Raw genomic sequence first — 16,209 nt, 5'->3', positions numbered from 1 at the left:
CTGCTGCCTCCCGTAGGAGTCTGGGCCGTGTCTCAGTCCCAGTGTGGCCGATCGCCCTCTCAGGCCGGCTACCCGTCGTCGCCTTGGTAGGCCATTACCCCACCAACAAGCTGATAGGCCGCGGGCCCATCCCAAGCCAATAAATCTTTCCACACCACCAGATGCCCGGTACTGTGAATATCCGGCATTAGCCCCGGTTTCCCGGAGTTATTCCAGAGCCTGGGGCAGGTTGCCCACGTGTTACTCACCCGTTCGCCGCTGACCCGAAGGTCCGCTCGACTTRCATGTGTTAAGCACGCCGCCAGCGTTCGTCCTGAGCCAGGATCAAACTCTCCATCGATGCTTTGAACTCCCTCGATGGGAGAAACCCCGRCAAAATATGGACACAGATCCGTAGATCGTCCATCAAATGCCAAAGGAACCTTACAAACCCCCACAGACAACACCACCAACCAGGCATCAGACCAGGCCAGCAGCGCCACCCGCGGAACGGGGTAAAAATATGGCACTGACTTCTATGGCACGCTGTTGAGTTCTCAAGGAGCGGACGCATGAACCGGATTCACACCCTGCTGGGTACTTCACCGGCGCGTACCGGCTGGAGCCGGTCCCACGCTACCACTTGTTTCCCGGCCCGAAGACCGGGGGTGCTTCCCGCACCCGGCTTCCCGGCTGCGGAACATTTCGTACTTTACGGAGCTTCTTAAGTGCTGTCAAATCCGGCCGCTGGYTGGATTTGCCACCACCTCGCCGTGTCCGAGAACTTACCAGATGGCCTCATCAAGCGAGTCTCGCGACTCTCCCGCGGATTTTTCTGGCTTATCTCCCGGTACGACGCCCCGATGTCGGTTCACTCCGGCTAAGCCGGTTGCCCGCCACTTTCGAGGTCTGTAGCACCTTACCCCACCCCGTTTTGTCAGCTTCATCGGGGCCCGATGTCACGGTGCTCCGGCGACGATGCCGACCCCGGCTGCCGCGGCTCGCGCCGTGGCTGGTGAGGCGAAGGGCAACGTTACACCCCGGCAAACGGAGTTTGTCGGGGGGGTGATGTGACGGTCCGCACCCGACACGAGGCATGCCCGCGCCGGTGCTCCGTCGCCGGTCCACGGACGGCCGTCCCATGACGGTCGGCCAGTCGCGGGCCGCCGCCCCGCCCTCCACCTCTCCCGCGACATCCCTCCCACACGCCGGGAACCGAGATACCGGCCTCGGCGTATCCGCGCATCCGTGCGCCGTCGCCCGCCATCCACGCGTTCGCCATCCGCGCCTCCGTCTGTCCGGTCCGCCTCCGCGACGCGACGCGACGCGGGAGCTGGGACCTGCCGACACCTGCCAGCACCTCGAGCCGCGTGGCCAGGCGCGCCAGCGGCACCCGTCCCGGCGGGGCCGCGGTTACCGGCACCGCGGGCCACCAGGCAGCGCCGCATGCCGTCACACCCGCCCTGGGCCGCCCGTGATCCGTCGGGCCGCCGCGATGCTTCGCGGCGGCCGCGGTCCAGCACGACATTCCGTCCCGGCCCGGCCGGGACGCGGCGCACTTCGGGCTGACCCAGGACAGCGTCCCCAGGTTCGCTCGCCTAGAGTCGGCTCCCTGGCCGCGGCACGCCTCCAGCGGCCAGCCCGACCGGATGCCAGCTACCGCCGCTGGACAGCGCGCCCGTTCCCAGTCGCCATCCATCAAAGGTGCGATCACGGCACGGGACGCTGGGTGGCGGGCGCCAGGGCCACAGGGCGGGTGGCGGCACTGACCGTCGGCCAGCGCCCTCGTCCGGGCCATGACATCGCCCGGCGACGGCAGGCACGCGACGGCAGGCACGCGACAGTAGGCAATGGCAGGAAAAGAACGTCAACGATGAGCGTCAAAGAAAAACATCAGAGCAACGAACGAACGGACGAGCGGCCGGTGACAAGCCGATGAGCGACGTCGTGGGTACACACGTGCGCACCAACCGGGAGCGCTGGAACGAGATATCCGACGACTACCAGCGCTTCAACGCCCCTCGGATCCGAGGCCAGGCATTCACGGGCGACGTCGCCTGGGGGCTGTGGGGACTGCCCGAGTCGGAGCTGAACATCTTCGGTGACGTCGCCGGGCTCGATGTGCTGGAGATGGGCTGCGGCGGCAGCCAGTGGTCCACGGCGCTCGCTCGCCGCGGCGCCAACCCCGTCGGCCTGGACCTGTCCGAGCGCCAGCTGCAGCACAGCCTGCGCCTGCAGCGCGAGACCGGGCTGACGTTCCCGCTCGTGCAGGCGAGCGCCGAGGAGGTGCCGTTCGCCGACGGCTCGTTCCACATCGTGTTCGCCGACCACGGCGCGTTCTCGTTCGCCGACCCCCTGCGCGCGATCCCGGAGGCGGCCCGCATTCTGCGCGTCGGCGGCCTGCTGGCGTTCAGCCACATCAGCCCGCTGTACGAGATCACCGTCGAGGCGGGCAGCGACCGCGCGGGCCGCAAGCTGGCCAGGGACTACTTCGATCTGCGGATGTTCGCCGACGCCGACGGGCTCGTCAGCGCCAACCTCCCGTACGGCGAGTGGATCGGACTGTTCCGCTCCTGCGGACTGGCCATCGAGGATCTTCTGGAAACCCGCCCGAAGGACGATCCAGCCCTGAGCGGCCGCCAACGGTCCGACAACGAGTGGGCGCGACGCTGGCCCTCGGAGTGCATCTGGCGCCTCCGCAAGACCACCAGCCAAGGCGAGCGCTGAGCGCGGTCCGCCGCGGCGGCTCCACACGGCGGCTCTAGGCGAAGACGATCGTTGTGTTGCTGTGGACGATGACGCGGTCCTGCGTGTGCCAGCCCACGGCGCGCGCGAGCACTGCCCGCTCGACGTGCCGGCCGATCCGGCGCAGGTCAGCGACCTGGTGACGGTGGTCGACCCGCTCGATGTCCTGCTCGATGATCGGCCCGGCGTCGAGCTCGGCGGTCACGTAGTGCGCTGTCGCCCCGATCAGCTTCACTCCGCGCCGGGCGGCCGCGCTGTACGGGTCGGCGCCGACGAACGCCGGCAGGAAGCTGTGATGGATGTTGATGATCCGGTCGGGGAACGCCGCGAGGAACCGCGGGGTGAGGACCTGCATGTAGCGGGCGAGCACCACCAGGTCGACCTGGCCCGCGAGCAGCGCCAGCGCCCGCCGCTCCGCCTCGTCCCGGGTCTCGGTCGTCACCGGGATGTGGTGGTAGGGGATTCCCCAGCCCGCGACGGCGTCGCCCAGGTCCGGATGGTTCGACACCACCATCCGCACGTCCATCTCCAGCTCGCCCGAGTGGGTTCGCCACAGTAGCTCCTGCAGCGCGTGGTCCGCCTTCGACACGAAGATCGCCACTCGCTGGCGCACCGCCGGTGTGGCCACCCGCCAGCGCGTCGCCGCGCCCGCCGCCAGCCGCGCCAGTCCCTCCTCGATCGCCGGCAGTTCGCCCGCGAGGTCCTCGCGGTGGAACTCGATCCGCAGGAAGAAGGTGCCGCCGAACGGGTCGGTGGAGTACTGCTGCAGCTCGGTGATGTTCGCGCCGTGCCGGAACAGCAGGCCCGAGATGGCGGCGACGATGCCGGGCCGGTCCGGACAGGTGACCAGCACCCGCCCGACGTCCCGGTACCGCTCGGCGTGAGCGGCCACCGCCGCCGGCGTCACCAGCCGCCTCGCGCCGCCGCGCGCACCAGCCTCGCCGCCGTCCGCGTTCGTCGCCCCTTCGGTCATCTCCTCATCGTCGCCCTCCTGCCCGCCGAGGCGGGGGCTCCCACGCCGCGGGCCGCAGGGAGYCGCCGGGGAGCAAGGACGCTCGGCGGGTGCCGGCCTGCCCCGCGCACGGGCCAGATGGGCCAGATGGGCCAGATGGGCCGTGACCAGCGGGCCATGACGAGCGGGCCACGGTTCCCGTTTGCCGCGGTCACCGCGGGGCTAGGTGCTCAGTAGACGGAACGTCAACGTGGCCGGACCCGGAGGACTCATATGACCACAGACGGCACGGTAAGCCGGATCGTCGTCGGCATCGACGGCTCGGAGGGCTCGCTCGAGGCCCTGCGCTGGGCGGCCCGGGAGGCCGAGCTGCATGGCGCGGAGCTGCTCGTGCTGATGGCCTGGCGGCTGCCGGTCGTCGGCCCCTACCTGCCGGCCTTCCCACTGGACGCCGGCGCCTGGGAGGAGGGTGCCCGTCAGGAGCTCCAGGGGGCCCTCGCCGCGGCGTTCGGGGACAAGCTCCCCGACGGGGTGCGCGCCGAGCTGCGCCCCGGCCTGCCAGCGTCCGTCCTCGTCGAGGCCGGCAAGCACGCGGACCTGGTGGTCGTCGGCTCGCGCGGGCACGGCGGCTTCGTCGGCGCGCTGCTCGGCTCCGTGAGCACGGCGGTGATCCACCACGCGACCGGTCCGGTTCTGGTCGTCCGGCCGCGGCTCGAACACGGCACGAAGGCCAGTCACTGACACGACAAGCCCGGCGACCAGCAGGCGCCGGACGGCGAACGGCGAACGGCAGGCGGCAGGCGGCAGGCGGCAGGCAACGACGCCGGACAGCCGGCCACAGACGGCGGGGCGGCGGGGCGGCGGGGCGGACTGACTCGCCGCGCACCGCCCCGGAGCCGGCGTTCCGCTTGTGCCGGAACCGCCACGTCCCAGCCCATCCGGCTGTTAGCGTGACTGTCGTCACACTATCGCCAGGGGGGTCGCCTTGAATCCCGCTACGCATGCCGCCCTCACGCCGGGCAGGGCCGCGGTCATCATGGCCGGCTCCGGGGCGACGCTGACCTACCGCGAGCTGGACGAGCGCTCGGCCCGGTTCGCGAATGTCCTGGCCGCGGCGGGGCTGCGGCGCGGCGACGGGATCGCGCTGCTGGCGGAGAACGACCGGCACTGCTTCGAGGTCTACTGGGCCGCCTTACGCAGCGGGCTGTACGTGACCCCCGTCAACTGGCACCTCTCCCCGTCGGAGGTCGCCTACATCGTCGATGACTGCGAGGCGGCGGCGCTGGTCGTCTCCTCGCGGCAACGCGAGTTCGCGGCCCGGATCGTCGAGGCCACCCCCCGGGTCCGGCATCGCTACCTCTTCGCCTCGGCGGACGAGCCGGCCGCTGCCGACACCACCGACACAGGCGACACAGGCGACACAGGCGACACAGCCGGCCAGCCGAGCGTCCAGCTCGACTGCCATGAGGACTACGAGCGGGCAGTCGCTGCCGCGCCGGCCGAGCGCCCCGAGGTCGAGTGGGCCGGCGCCGACATGCTCTACTCATCCGGCACCACCGGCCGGCCCAAGGGCATCCGCCCGCCGCTCCCCCAGTACCGCAGCGGCGAGCCCGGGATGATCCTGCCGCCGATGCTGCAGATCCAGTACGGGATGGGCGCGGTCACGGTCTACCTGTCGCCGGCGCCGGCCTACCACGCGGCCCCGCTCCGGTTCGGCGGCGCGGTCCAGGCGCTCGGCGGCACGGTCGTGATGATGGAACGGTTCGAACCGGTGGCCGCGCTCGAGGCGCTGGAGAAGTACCGGGTGACGCACAGCCAGTGGGTGCCGACGATGTTCGTCCGGATGCTGAAGCTGCCCGCGGCCGAGCGGGAGCGCTTCGACCTGTCGGCCCACCAGGCGGCGATCCACGCCGCCGCGCCGTGCCCGCCCGACGTGAAGCGGGCGATGATCGACTGGTGGGGCCCGATCCTGCACGAGTACTACGCCGCGACCGAGGCGTCGGGCATCACGTTCGTCTCGTCCCAGGAGTGGCTGGAGCGGCCGGGAACGGTCGGGCGGTCCGCGCTCGGCGTCGTCCGCGTCTGCGCCGAGGACGGCGGGGAGCGGCCGACGGGCGAGAACGGCATCGTCTACTTCGAGCGTGAGACCCTGCCTTTCACCTACCACGGCGACCCGGCCTCGACCGCCGCCGCGCAGCACCCCCAGCACCCGACCTGGACGACGGTCGGCGACGTCGGCCACCTCGACGCCGACGGCTATCTCTACCTGACCGACCGGGCGACGTTCATGATCATATCCGGTGGGGTGAACATCTACCCGCAGGAGATCGAGAACGTGCTCGCCCTGCATCCGAAGATCCTCGACGTCGCGGTCATCGGCGTCCCCGACCCGGACCTGGGCGAGCGGGTGCACGCCATCGTCGAGCCGGCCCCCGGCGTCGAGCCGGGCCCGGGCCTCGCCGACGAGCTGATCGCCTACGTCCGGGACCGGATCGCCCACTACAAGGCGCCGCGCGGCGTCGACTTCGTCGACGAGCTGCCGCGCACGCCGACCGGCAAGCTGCGCAAGAACCTTCTCCGCGAGCACTATCGGTCCGCAACCACGGCCACCCGCTGAGCCAACCAAATACCCGAAAGTCGTCGATCGACTACGGTTTAGCCGTCCGGACCGGAGATCGACGACGGGGTGATGGTGAATGATGTCGGACGGACAGGCCCAGCAGGCGCGGAAGACCGTGGCCGAGCCGGCGGTCGGCATCGACTTCGGTACCACCAACTCGGCCGTCGGCATCTTCGAGCGCGGCCGGGTCCGGCTCGTGCCGAACCCCGAGGGAACGCTGAGCACGCCGAGCGTCGTGGCCTTCGTCGCCGACGGGCCGCCGCTGGTCGGCGCCGCCGCCCTGCGCCAGGCGGTCACCAATCCCCAGCACACGATCCGGTCCGTCAAGCTGCGGCTCGGCAGCGACTGGTCGCACGAGCACGACGGCACCCGCTACTCCGCCGAGGAGGTCGCCGCGTTCGTGCTGAGGCGGCTGCACGCGGACGTGCGGGAGTACGCCGGCACCAGCATCGGCACGGCTGTCCTGACCGTTCCCGCCTACTTCAGCCACGTGCAGCGGCGGGCCCTGGAGGACGCCGCGCGGATGGCCGACATCGAGGTCGCGAGGATCGTCAGCGAGCCGACCGCCACCGCGATCGCCCACGGCCTGCACCGCGCGCAGGAGGAGCGAAGCCTCGTCTTCGACCTCGGTGGTGGCACGTTCGACGTCTCGCTCGTCGAGATCGGCGCCGGCGTGTGCGAGGTGAAGGCGACCGCCGGGGACAACCACCTCGGCGGCGACAACTGGGACCAGGCCGTCGTCGACTACTTCGTCGCCCTGCTCCGGGAGCAGCACGGACTGGACATCAGCCGGGACCTGACGGCGCTGGCCCGGCTGCGGGAGGCCGCGGAGACCGCGCGGATCGACCTGTCCGCGGCGTCCACGGCGAACGTCTACCTGCCGCACCTCGCCCGCGCCGGCGACGGCTTCGCGCATGTGGACGTGGCCCTGACCCGGGACGAGCTCGAGACCATCACCCAGTCCACCCTGGAACGCTGCCGCGGGCCCTTCGAACGGGTGCTGCGCGACGGCGCGTTACGTGCCAGTGAGATCGACCACGTGATCCTCGTGGGCGGCGCCGCCCGGATGCCGGCCGTCGGCGGGCTCGTCGAGAAGCTCGCGGGCAAGCCGCCGTTCCGCACCATCTCCGAAGGGGTCGTGACGGGCGCCGCCCTCCAGGCGGCCGGCCTCACCGGGCAGGTCAAGGACCTCCGGCTGCGCGACGTCATCCCGGCGTCGGTGGGCGTCGAGCAGGTCGGCGGGCTGTACCTCCCCGTCATCCAGCGCAACACGACCGTGCCGACCCGGCGCCATCAGCTGCTCACGACCGCCGTCGACAACCAGTCCTCGGTCACCGTGCTGGTCGTGGAGTCCGAGGAGGACCGGGCCGGCCGGGACGACGCGATCGCCCTCGCCAGGCTCGACATCACCGATCTGGCCCCGGCGCCGGCGTTCGCGCACCGGATCGACGTCGCCTTCGACGTCGACGCGGGCGGCACGCTGCGGGTGACCGCCACCGACCTGGGGACGGGACGCGCCGAGTCCCGCGTCATCGACCGTGCCAGCGCCCGGGCGGCGACCCGCGCGCGGCGCCTCAACGGCATCGACGGCGGCCCCGTCTTCGAGAACCTGCCCATCGTCACGACGACCGTCGCCTACCCGCTGGGTGTCGAGATCRCCGGGGGCAGGTTCCGCGAGGTCATCACGGCTCGCAAGTCCGTGCCGGTCCGCGAGACGGTGCTCGTCACGAACGCGGCCGACGACCAGGACGCCATCACCGTCCACATCGTGGAGGACGGCGGCTACTTCGTGCCCGGGGGCACGTTCCGGCGCGTCCGGCAGTTCGAGCTGACGGGCCTCGCGGCGACCGCGGCGCGCACGGCCCGGGTGGAGATCGTCCTCGCGGTCGACCGACGGCGCCAGCTCACCATCCACGCCCGGGACCTGGCGGGCGGCAGCGAGCACACCGAGCGCGTCGACCTGGCGACGACGTTCCAGGACCCGATCACTCTCGGCCCGACCGGCTCGGCCAGCGACCTCCCGCTCGTGTTCTAGCCCCGCGCGGGAACGGTCCGGCCGGAGGCACGGCGGACGCGCGTCGCGGGCCGGGGTTCGGGACTCGGGACTCGGTCTAACGCCCGGGGCGCGGGGCGACGAGCAGGGCCTGGGCGCCGACGCCGACCGGGCCGTCGAGGTCGGACAGCACAGTGGTGGCCAGGCCTGCGCCGCCGGGGCTGATCGCCGTCGTCGCGTCGACGCAGATCCACTCGCCAGCCGGCTCGCGGTGCAGATGCACGGTGAGCTCCGGGTTGATGAAGTACGTCGTCAGGAAGTCGGTCTCGCTGGAGATCCCGTTGCCGTTGTCGGCGAGCGCCAGCACCCGCTGCAGCGGGCTGGTCTCCTCGCCGGCGACGAGCGGGTAACGCAGTCGGCCCCAGAGCGCGGCCGGCCCGGGCACGCTCATCCGTCCCCGGCCCGCCGAGCGCCACTCGATCGCGCTCGCGAACCCGCGCAGGCGCCCCGGCCCGGGCGCGCGCGGCGGCGGCGCTCCCGGCAGGGGCGGGGGCGCCGGGTGGCGCGGCGGCACGCCCGCGCCCTCGGCGCGCCTGACCTGCCAGGCGGTGGCGCGCGCCACGTCCCGGCCGCCGGCGGTGAGCACCGCCTCGACCTGCTCGACGCTGCGCCCCGGCCGGGTGACCCGCGACCGCAGGTTCAGCTCGCCGACGGGCACGGGCCCCAGCAGCTCCGTGGTGAACCGCGCGATCATCATGTCCGGGCGTGGCGCGGTCCGCTCGACGGCCCGGGCCAGCAGCGCGCTCGGCGGCCCGCCGTGCTGCGCCGCCGGGTCCCACGGCCCCGCCGTGTGCTCGGTCGCGCGCCAGCGCCCGTCACCCAGCTCGACGTATAGGCTCACGCCGTCCGCGACGGGCGGCGAGCCGCCCGGCACCGCGGAGGACTCACTGGTCGTCGATACGCCGCCGTCGGCCACGGCCCGACGTTAGGCCGCTTCCACCCACCCCGCCCGGCGGGGTGATCCGCGTCACAGCCCGCCGGCGGGCCAGCCGCGACACCGGTCGCGACGGCCGTCAGCCGTCAGCCGCGCCGCCGTAATCACGCCGCCGTCAATCACGCCGCCGTCAGCCGTGGCGGCGCGCGCCGACCGGCGTCGGCGTCGGGGCGGGAGCCGGGTCGGGCAGCGGTGGCAGGGGCAGCGGGAGCGCCGGGAGACCGTCGATGCTCTGGCCGTTGAAGTCCTTCGCCTCGCAGTACGCGGCGAACTCCTCGTCGGTCTTGCGGCCGAAGTACTCGCCGTGCAGCGCGCGGTCCCCGACCGGCTCCATCAGCGGCACCTTGTACCCGCAGCTGTCGCTGACCTGCTCGGCCGTCACCACGATGACGGCACGCACCGACGGCTGGCCGGGCCTGGGGAAGCGGGCGAGCAGCGCGCCGAACCGCGGGTCGTCGCGGAACACCACGTCGCCGCGCCCGTGCACCCGCACGATCTTCGGCGGCCCCCAGAACGCGCACCACATGAGCGTGATCCGCCCGTTCTCCCGCAGGTGCGCGATCGTCTCGGCGTGGCTGCCGCCCAGGTCCAGGTAGGCCACGGTGTGCTCGTCGAACACCGCGAACGTGTCCGCCCCGCCCTTCGGGGACAGGTTCACGTGCCCATCCTTGGACAGCGGCGCGGTCGCCACGAAGAACATCGGCTGCGCCTCGACGAAGTCCCGCAGCCGCCCGTCGATCCGCTCGTAGACCTTTCCCATGCCCCGATCCTCGCCCCCGCCGGGCCACGACGTCGCCCCATTTGCCGCCCCCGTTGATCCCGCCGTCCCGACAGGGACACGATCCTCGACAGGACAGTCGTTCTCCTGACGTTCGGCGCCGGGCGATGTTGGGCATGGTCGTGAGGCAAGGCCGATCGATCCGGCGCCGACGCGGCGCCGGGCGCGGCCGGAGCGGCACCTGGAAGGGGCGCAGGCGGCGTGGACCACGACACCTTCACCACCACGGCACTGGTCATCCTGACCGTGGTCGGCCTGGTCGGCCTCGCCCTCGTGGCCGCCGGCGGGTATGTGCTCGTCAAGTACCGGGTGCCACTGCGCGGCGTGGTCGCCGCGGTCGGCGCCCTCACCTACCTGGTGTCCCCGGTCGACGCCGTGCCGGAGGTCGTGTTCGGACCGTTCGGCCTGGTCGACGACGGCGGCGTCCTGCTCGCCGCGGCGCTCTACGTCGCCCGGTTGATCGCGGCCCGCCGTGCCACGGCCGGCGGCCTGGACATGCGAGAGGACCTGAGCCGCGACGCGGGGCGGGTGCCCCGGGACCGCCGCCGGCTCGGGAGGTGAACCCGGGTCACGCCCCCGACTCGGGAAGCCGAGCCACGGCCCCGCCTCCGGCTCCGGGGCGACCCGGCCAAGCGGCGGCCTCAGGGGCGAGGAGGCCGCCGGCCCGGCTTCGCGAGGCCCGCCAGGTAGCGGTTGTAGGCCTCGAACTCGTCGTCCTCGCCGCTGTCCATCCGGGCGTCCTTGGCCCGGCCGTGGCGCTCCTCGGTTCGCGCCCACTGGAAGAACAGCGCGGCGAGCACCGCCAGTGACGGCAGCTCCCCGAAGCTCCACGCCATGCCGCCGCCGACCTGCTGGACGTCGAGCAGCGAGCCGCCCCACGGCCGGTCGAGCAGCCGGTAGTACGACTCGCCGATCACCTCGTTCGACACCATCAGGATCACGCCGAAGAACGTGTGCACCGCCGAGGCGAGGAACAGCAGCATGATCCGCGCCGGGTAGGACGGCCGGCGCGGGCCCGGGTCGACACCGATGAGCAGCCAGAAGAACAGGTACCCGACGACGAGGAAGTGGCACATCATCGCCAGGTGCGCGAGATGGTTGCGCAGCACCCAGCCGTACAGCGGCGTCAGGTACAGCACGTACAGCGACACCGAGTACAGGGTGAACGTCACCACCGGGTGGGAGACGAACGCCAGCCAGCGGCTGTTCACGACCCGCAGCAGCCAGGCCCTGGCGCTGCGGGTGGTGCCGGTGACCCCGGTCGGCAGCACGCGCAGCGCGAGGGTCACCGGCGCGCCGAGCACCAGCAGCACCGGCGCCAGCATCATCAGCAGCAGGTGCTGGGCCATGTGCACGCTGAACAGCACCCGGCCGTAGGGGCCGAGCCCGCTGCTGGTCGCGAACGCGATGACGGCGAGCCCCAGCAGCCAGCTGACGGTGCGCCCCGCGGGCCAGGACGCGCCGGCGCGGCGCAGCCGGATCACGCCGGTCAGGTACAGCCAGGCGCCCAGCAGGACGATCGTGAGGAACAGCAGGTCGGGGCGGGCCCCGGTGACGATCCGGCCCGCGGTGAACGGCGACGGCATCGGGAAGCCGAGGATCGACACCACCGGGTCGTCGGTCGCCGCGCCGTCGGCGCTCGCCGGCGTCGGGGTGCGGGACAGCCCGGCACCGAGCGCGATCGCGATACCCATCACCGCGACCTCGGCGGCGCCGAGCCGCAGGAACGGCCGGCGCCGCCCGGGTGAGGCGGTGAGGCGACGGATCGTGAACCGCCGGTGCGCCGCGCCGAGGCCGGCGAGCACGACGAGCGCGACCACCTTCGCGATCACCAGGTTGCCATAGCGGCTGTCGAGGAGCGCGCCCCAGCTGGCCACCCGGACGTACGCGTTGACGACGCCGCTGAGGGTGACGACGACGAGGCAGAGCCCCGCGATCCCGCTGTACCGGGTGACGGCGGTGACCAGCTCGCGACCGGCGAGCCGGCGCCCGCCGACGAGCAGCGCGGCGAGCCCGCCCACCCAGGCGGACACTCCGAGAACGTGCAGCCCGCTGCTGACGGTCGCGAGATCATGGCCGCCGGAGCCGTGCGCGTGCCCGGTCATCGCGACCGGGAGCAGGGCGCCGAGCGCCAGCACCGCGAGCCACGCGGACGTATCCAGTCTGCGGGCCACCCCGGCGCCGATGGCGATCGCGAACGCGAGGCCGGCGACGATCAGCAGCGCCCGCGGCTGCGGCACGGCGTCGATGACGTTGCTGACGTTGTGGCGGCTCAGCGCGCCCGGCAGCGGGCGCCCGATCAGGTCGGAGACGGTGAACGCGAACTGGGCGAGCGAGGCGGCGCACCACACCCAGGCGGCGGCGGACGCCCAGCGCAGCATCCTCCTGCCGGCCGCCCCCGGCTTCCCGCCGGCCGCGGGGAAGAGGAACGCGGCGGCGAGCAGCGCGCCGACCGTGGCGACGCCGGCCGTGTCACAGATCAGCCGGCTGATCGGCAGCCCCCAGCCGGTGAACAGCCCGGGATCGGCCCCGGCGAGCTCGGCGGGGAGCCGTTTCGGCGCGCCGCCGCCCGCCTTGAGCACGACGACGAGCGTCACGACCATCGCGACGGCGCCCGCGGCCACGCCGGCGATCGCCGGCCACCGTCCCGAGCCTCCCTCGGCGGCGCCGTCGTCCTCGCCGGCCGTCTCCTGGGGCCTGCTCGCGCCGGCAGGCGGAGCGGCGGGCGGGCTGGCGGCCGAGGCAGCGGGCTCGGCGCCCGTCGAAGCGGCGACCGTCCCGGGTGTCCCGGTGGTCCCGTCGGCGTCCGCCAGACCGGCATCGACCGCGCCGACGTCCGCCAGGTCCGTGTCGGCCAGGCCGGTGCCGGCCGCGGCTGGCGCCTGCTCAGGTCCCATCGGTACTCCCCTGCCCGCGACTCCCCTGCCGGCGCCTGGTCAGCACCGCGATGACCGCGCCGCCGGCCACCACGCCGGCCCCGACCGCGACTCCCACTGTCAGGCCGGTGGACCACCCGCCGTTCCCGCTCGCGTCTTCCCCGGAGTTCGTCAGCGCGGTCGCTGCGCTGGTCGGGTCTCCGGCCGCCGCCGGGGTTGCCGTCGGTGTCAGGGCCGGGGCCATAGAGGCACCCGCGGTCGACGGCGCCGGCGCGGACTGGCCCGTCGCGGCCGTCGCGGTGAAGGTGATCTCGCCGCTGACCGGGTGGCCGTCCGCGGAGACCACCCGGTAGGCGAGCCGGTAGGTTCCCGCCGGCCGGTTGGCGGCCAGCGGCTGGATGACGGTCGCGCCGTCGAGGACCGCCTTGCCCGCGGCGACGCTGGCGCCGCCGGGCCCCTCGACCGCGACCGCGCCCAGGCCCAGCAGACGCTGGGCGAACAGCAGCTCGATGTGATCGGGCACGGTCGGGACGGTCGCGCCATTGGCCGGCGTGCTCGACGTCAGCTGGGTGTGCGCGCTCGCGGGCGACGCGCCGGCGAGGATCCCGAGCGTCGCCAGCCCGCCCACCAGGGTCGCGGCGAGGACGGCCGCACCGCGGGCCCGTCGGCGCCGGGGACGTCCCACCCCGTGGGCCGCGGCGAGGCTCCCCCGCCGTCCGGCAACGACTCCGCGCATCGGCGACTCCAGCCCCAGCCCCGCCAGGCGCGACGGCCACGGGTTCGGCTCGAGGGCCACACCGCCACCGTTCACACCCACGCTCGCTTCTACGTCACGTCGAAGATACCTGGCCCGCCGTCGCCCTCCGCTACCGCCAGAGGACGGCGATCAGCACGTTGACGAGGGCGAGGCCACCGGCCAGGTTCACCGGCGCCCGCGGGTCCACCGCCCGCGCCGCCGACACGGTGCCAGCGCCGCCGCCGCTGGCGCTGGCGCTGGCCGGCGCGGGCAACGCCCGCTCCTCGTCGTCACGCCGCAGTCCAAGGTAGGCGACGACGAAGACCGCCAGCGCGATGACCAGCTTCACGCCGATCTTGACGTTGTCGACGTCCTTGTCGACCGCGCCGGACGACGCCAGCCCTACCAGCGCCGGCCCGCTGATCACCTGCGCGACCGCGCCGTACACGACCACCGCGGGCACGCGCGGCCGCGCGGCTCCGAGCTGCGTCAGCCACCCGCCGACGACGGCGGCCATCCCGACCAGATGCACGACGACGACAAGATCCCAGACCGTCTCCATTCCGAAAACGCTATCTTCTACGCCACGTAGAAGCTATGGCCACCCGTGCATCACGAAGCCGACCTTCGACGTCCGGCGCTCGACGTCCGTCCTCACTGACCGACGGCTCCGCCGGTGCGGGCGGCCATTCGAGCACATCCAGGGTCGAGGTACTCCCGGCGGCCCCAGCACCCCCGGTGCCCTGGTCGGCGGGCGTCGAGGGCGGGCGGCRCGGCGCGCGGAGCCTCCCGAGGAAGGCGGGCCGGCCGACCGGTCCGGCGAGCGCGGCGCGGGACGCCGCCTGTAGGACGACGAACGCCGCGGCCAGCGCCGCCGCGGTGGCGAGCAGCAGGCCGGCGTCGTAGGAGGACCAGCGAGACTCGGACTGGTATGGCGAAAGCTCCTCGACGATGTGGGCCGTCGGGTGGGCCGTCGTGCGCGCCAAGCCTCGCCAGGCCGCCGCGGCGAGGAAGCCGACAGCCCAGCCGACGACCGTGAAGGCGAAGACCACCGATCCCGAGGCCGCCGGTCCCGGCCCCAGCCCCGACGGCCCGGGCGCGCGCCAGCCGGCCACCACCGCGGTCAGCGCCCCGGCGCAGCCCAGCCCGGCCGCCAGGCTCGGGGCGATCACCGCGCGTGGATAGCCGGAACCTTCGTCGTCCAGCAGGAGCAGCGCCGGGGCCGTGGCCGCCAGGCAGCAGCCACACATCACCACCCCCCACGGAACGATCGCGCGCAGCCACAGCAGCGCGAGCGCGGCCACTGCCCCGCCCAACAGCGCCGCGAACGTGGGGACCATCGCCCACAGCGCCGCGCCAAGCCCGGGACGCCCGGCCGCGGCGCCGGCCACCCCGGCGGACAGCGGCTGGAAGCGCAGGAACTCCCAGATCCACACCGCCGCCAACCCCGCCGCGACGGCGGCGACGGCAAGCCGCCAGCCTCCCGCCTCGACACGCGGCCGGGGGTCGGTGGGCCACTGCGCCCGCCGGGGAGTGTGGTCTCTCATGGCAGCGCGGCCGGCCGCGAGCCGTCGAGACCGGACGGAGCCATCGGCGCCGCACCCGCCGCACCCGCCGCACCCGCCAAGGCCACCTCGCCCGACTCACCCGGCTGACCGGCCGCGGTCGGCTCGGTCGGCTCGTTCACCTCGCTCGGGCTGATCACCTCCGGGGAGGGCCGGGCCGCCCGGGAGCGGGCACGGCGGAACACGCGCGCCCGGGGAACCGGGCCGTTCCCCACCACGGGGCCGAACGCCACCCCGCAACGGACGAGGAACGCGAACACGGCCTGCCTGGCCCCGGCTGCCCGGGCGCGGAACCCCCGCCCCCTGGAGCGCCGGCCGACGGACGCCTCGGCGACCCCGCCGATCGCCGCGAGATAGGTGACGACGCCGAACACGGTCAGCCGGATCGGGTCGGTCAGGAAGCGATCGCGATATGTGGCGCCGTCCGGCACGTTGCCGAAGCCGCGGGCGTCCCAGGTGTAATAGGGGCGCCCGGCGGAGTCCGCCGCGTCGGTCCAGGCCGACGGGGACCCACCGTGCGCCGCGGAGGTCAGGGGCGCGATCAGCGCCAGCGCCACGGCAGTGATCATGCTACCGCCGAGGACCGCCGCCCGCGTCCGGCCCGCGGCCCGCGGCGCCGCGGGCACCAGCGCGCCGACGCCGAAGGCGGCGACGCAGCCGGGCACCAGCGCGGCGGTGGCACCCGCGTCGTGCCCCATCACGCCGAGAGCGGTCGTCGCACTCGCGATCATCAGACAGGTCGCGCTGATCAGCGTCGTCGGCCGCACCAGGAAACTCACGCCCAGCCCGGTCAGGGCGCCGCCGGCGAGCGCCGCCAGCGCTGGCACCTGGTCCTGGGCTGACAGCCCGCCCAGGAACAGCCGTGTCTCGAACGCCAGCCAGGCGAGCAGGCCGCAGCTGAGCCCAAGCATGACGAGGGTCGCCGTGTACAGCGCCGCCCGGGCGGCCCGTGGCCAGGCCACCGGCGCCAA

General features: G+C 73.4%; 13 protein-coding genes and 1 rRNA gene. 5 read left to right on the top strand and 9 right to left on the bottom strand.

Annotated elements, in window-relative coordinates:
* Positions 1–340, bottom strand: a 16S ribosomal RNA gene (locus BL253_RS30575); the annotation flags it as partial.
* A 1,574-nt stretch (positions 341–1,914) separates the two neighbouring features.
* On the opposite strand from BL253_RS30575, the gene BL253_RS30570 reads away from it, so the two are divergent.
* The gene (locus BL253_RS30570; protein WP_076820770.1) at positions 1,915–2,706 is read left to right on the top strand and encodes a class I SAM-dependent methyltransferase; all 792 of its coding nucleotides are present in this window, start codon (positions 1,915–1,917) and stop codon (positions 2,704–2,706) included.
* A 34-nt stretch (positions 2,707–2,740) separates the two neighbouring features.
* On the opposite strand, the gene purU is transcribed toward BL253_RS30570, so the two are convergent.
* Positions 2,741–3,697: a formyltetrahydrofolate deformylase gene (purU, locus tag BL253_RS30565; RefSeq protein WP_241835288.1), complete on the bottom strand. Its 957-nt coding sequence runs from the start codon at positions 3,695–3,697 to the stop codon at positions 2,741–2,743.
* Positions 3,698–3,949: 252 nt separating this feature from the next.
* Here purU and BL253_RS30560 point away from each other — a divergent pair, with 252 nt between their 5' ends.
* From BL253_RS30560 to BL253_RS30550, 3 genes are all read left to right on the top strand, one after another.
* A complete protein-coding gene (locus BL253_RS30560) occupies positions 3,950–4,417 on the top strand; it encodes a universal stress protein (RefSeq protein WP_076820769.1) in 468 nt (155 codons plus the stop codon).
* 244 nt (positions 4,418–4,661) lie between these two features.
* Positions 4,662–6,293, top strand: a complete 1,632-nt coding sequence (locus BL253_RS30555) for an acyl-CoA synthetase (RefSeq protein WP_076820768.1) — start codon at positions 4,662–4,664, stop codon at positions 6,291–6,293.
* Positions 6,294–6,375: 82 nt separating this feature from the next.
* Positions 6,376–8,331: an Hsp70 family protein gene (locus BL253_RS30550; RefSeq protein WP_241835287.1), complete on the top strand. Its 1,956-nt coding sequence runs from the start codon at positions 6,376–6,378 to the stop codon at positions 8,329–8,331.
* A 76-nt stretch (positions 8,332–8,407) separates the two neighbouring features.
* On the opposite strand, the gene BL253_RS30545 is transcribed toward BL253_RS30550, so the two are convergent.
* Entirely contained in the window at positions 8,408–9,265 is an 858-nt protein-coding gene (locus BL253_RS30545) for a thioesterase family protein (protein WP_241835286.1), read from the bottom strand.
* Between the two features lie 148 nt (positions 9,266–9,413).
* Positions 9,414–10,043, bottom strand: a complete 630-nt coding sequence (locus BL253_RS30540; RefSeq protein WP_076820766.1) for a pyridoxamine 5'-phosphate oxidase family protein — start codon at positions 10,041–10,043, stop codon at positions 9,414–9,416.
* A 219-nt stretch (positions 10,044–10,262) separates the two neighbouring features.
* Between BL253_RS30540 and BL253_RS30535 the strand changes: the two genes are divergently transcribed.
* Positions 10,263–10,622 carry a YkvA family protein gene (locus tag BL253_RS30535; protein ID WP_076820765.1) on the top strand — a complete coding sequence of 120 codons (360 nt, stop codon included), beginning with the start codon at positions 10,263–10,265 and terminating at the stop codon, positions 10,620–10,622.
* An 80-nt stretch (positions 10,623–10,702) separates the two neighbouring features.
* Here the strand turns inward: BL253_RS30535 and BL253_RS30530 are convergent, their stop codons facing one another.
* The 5 genes from BL253_RS30530 to BL253_RS30510 are packed head-to-tail and all read right to left on the bottom strand — an operon-like array spanning position 10,703 to position 16,200.
* Positions 10,703–12,958, bottom strand: a complete 2,256-nt coding sequence (locus BL253_RS30530; RefSeq protein WP_081438853.1) for a bifunctional copper resistance protein CopD/cytochrome c oxidase assembly protein — start codon at positions 12,956–12,958, stop codon at positions 10,703–10,705.
* Positions 12,948–13,754, bottom strand: coding sequence for a copper resistance CopC family protein (locus tag BL253_RS30525; RefSeq protein ID WP_131831612.1), 807 nt, complete (start codon positions 13,752–13,754; stop codon positions 12,948–12,950). The genes BL253_RS30530 and BL253_RS30525 overlap by 11 nt, the downstream gene beginning before the upstream one ends.
* A gap of 49 nt (positions 13,755–13,803) precedes the next feature.
* Positions 13,804–14,235, bottom strand: coding sequence for a hypothetical protein (locus tag BL253_RS30520; protein ID WP_076820764.1), 432 nt, complete (start codon positions 14,233–14,235; stop codon positions 13,804–13,806).
* 10 nt (positions 14,236–14,245) lie between these two features.
* On the bottom strand, positions 14,246–15,220 hold the full coding sequence (locus BL253_RS40625) for a hypothetical protein (protein ID WP_076820763.1): 975 nt from the start codon (positions 15,218–15,220) through the stop codon (positions 14,246–14,248).
* Positions 15,217–16,200 (bottom strand): hypothetical protein, encoded by a 984-nt coding sequence (locus BL253_RS30510; RefSeq protein WP_076820762.1) that lies wholly within the window; start codon positions 16,198–16,200, stop codon positions 15,217–15,219. The genes BL253_RS40625 and BL253_RS30510 overlap by 4 nt, the downstream gene beginning before the upstream one ends.
* Between the last annotated feature and the right edge of the window lie 9 nt (positions 16,201–16,209).

It is taken from the genome of Pseudofrankia asymbiotica, assembly GCF_001983105.1.
In the GTDB taxonomy this organism is placed as follows: domain Bacteria; phylum Actinomycetota; class Actinomycetes; order Frankiales; family Frankiaceae; genus Pseudofrankia; species Pseudofrankia asymbiotica.
The sequence above is the reverse complement of the archived record's forward strand: the minus strand, read 5'-3'. Positions and strand labels throughout refer to the sequence as shown.

Coding starts and splice junctions, on each gene's coding strand:
- BL253_RS30570 (WP_076820770.1), top strand. CDS start 1,915: ATGAGCGACGTCGTGGGTACACACGTGCGCACCAACCGGGAGCGCTGG.
- BL253_RS30520 (WP_076820764.1), bottom strand. CDS start 14,235: ATGGAGACGGTCTGGGATCTTGTCGTCGTCGTGCATCTGGTCGGGATG.
- BL253_RS30530 (WP_081438853.1), bottom strand. CDS start 12,958: ATGGGACCTGAGCAGGCGCCAGCCGCGGCCGGCACCGGCCTGGCCGAC.
- BL253_RS30540 (WP_076820766.1), bottom strand. CDS start 10,043: ATGGGAAAGGTCTACGAGCGGATCGACGGGCGGCTGCGGGACTTCGTC.
- BL253_RS30560 (WP_076820769.1), top strand. CDS start 3,950: ATGACCACAGACGGCACGGTAAGCCGGATCGTCGTCGGCATCGACGGC.
- purU (WP_241835288.1), bottom strand. CDS start 3,697: ATGACCGAAGGGGCGACGAACGCGGACGGCGGCGAGGCTGGTGCGCGC.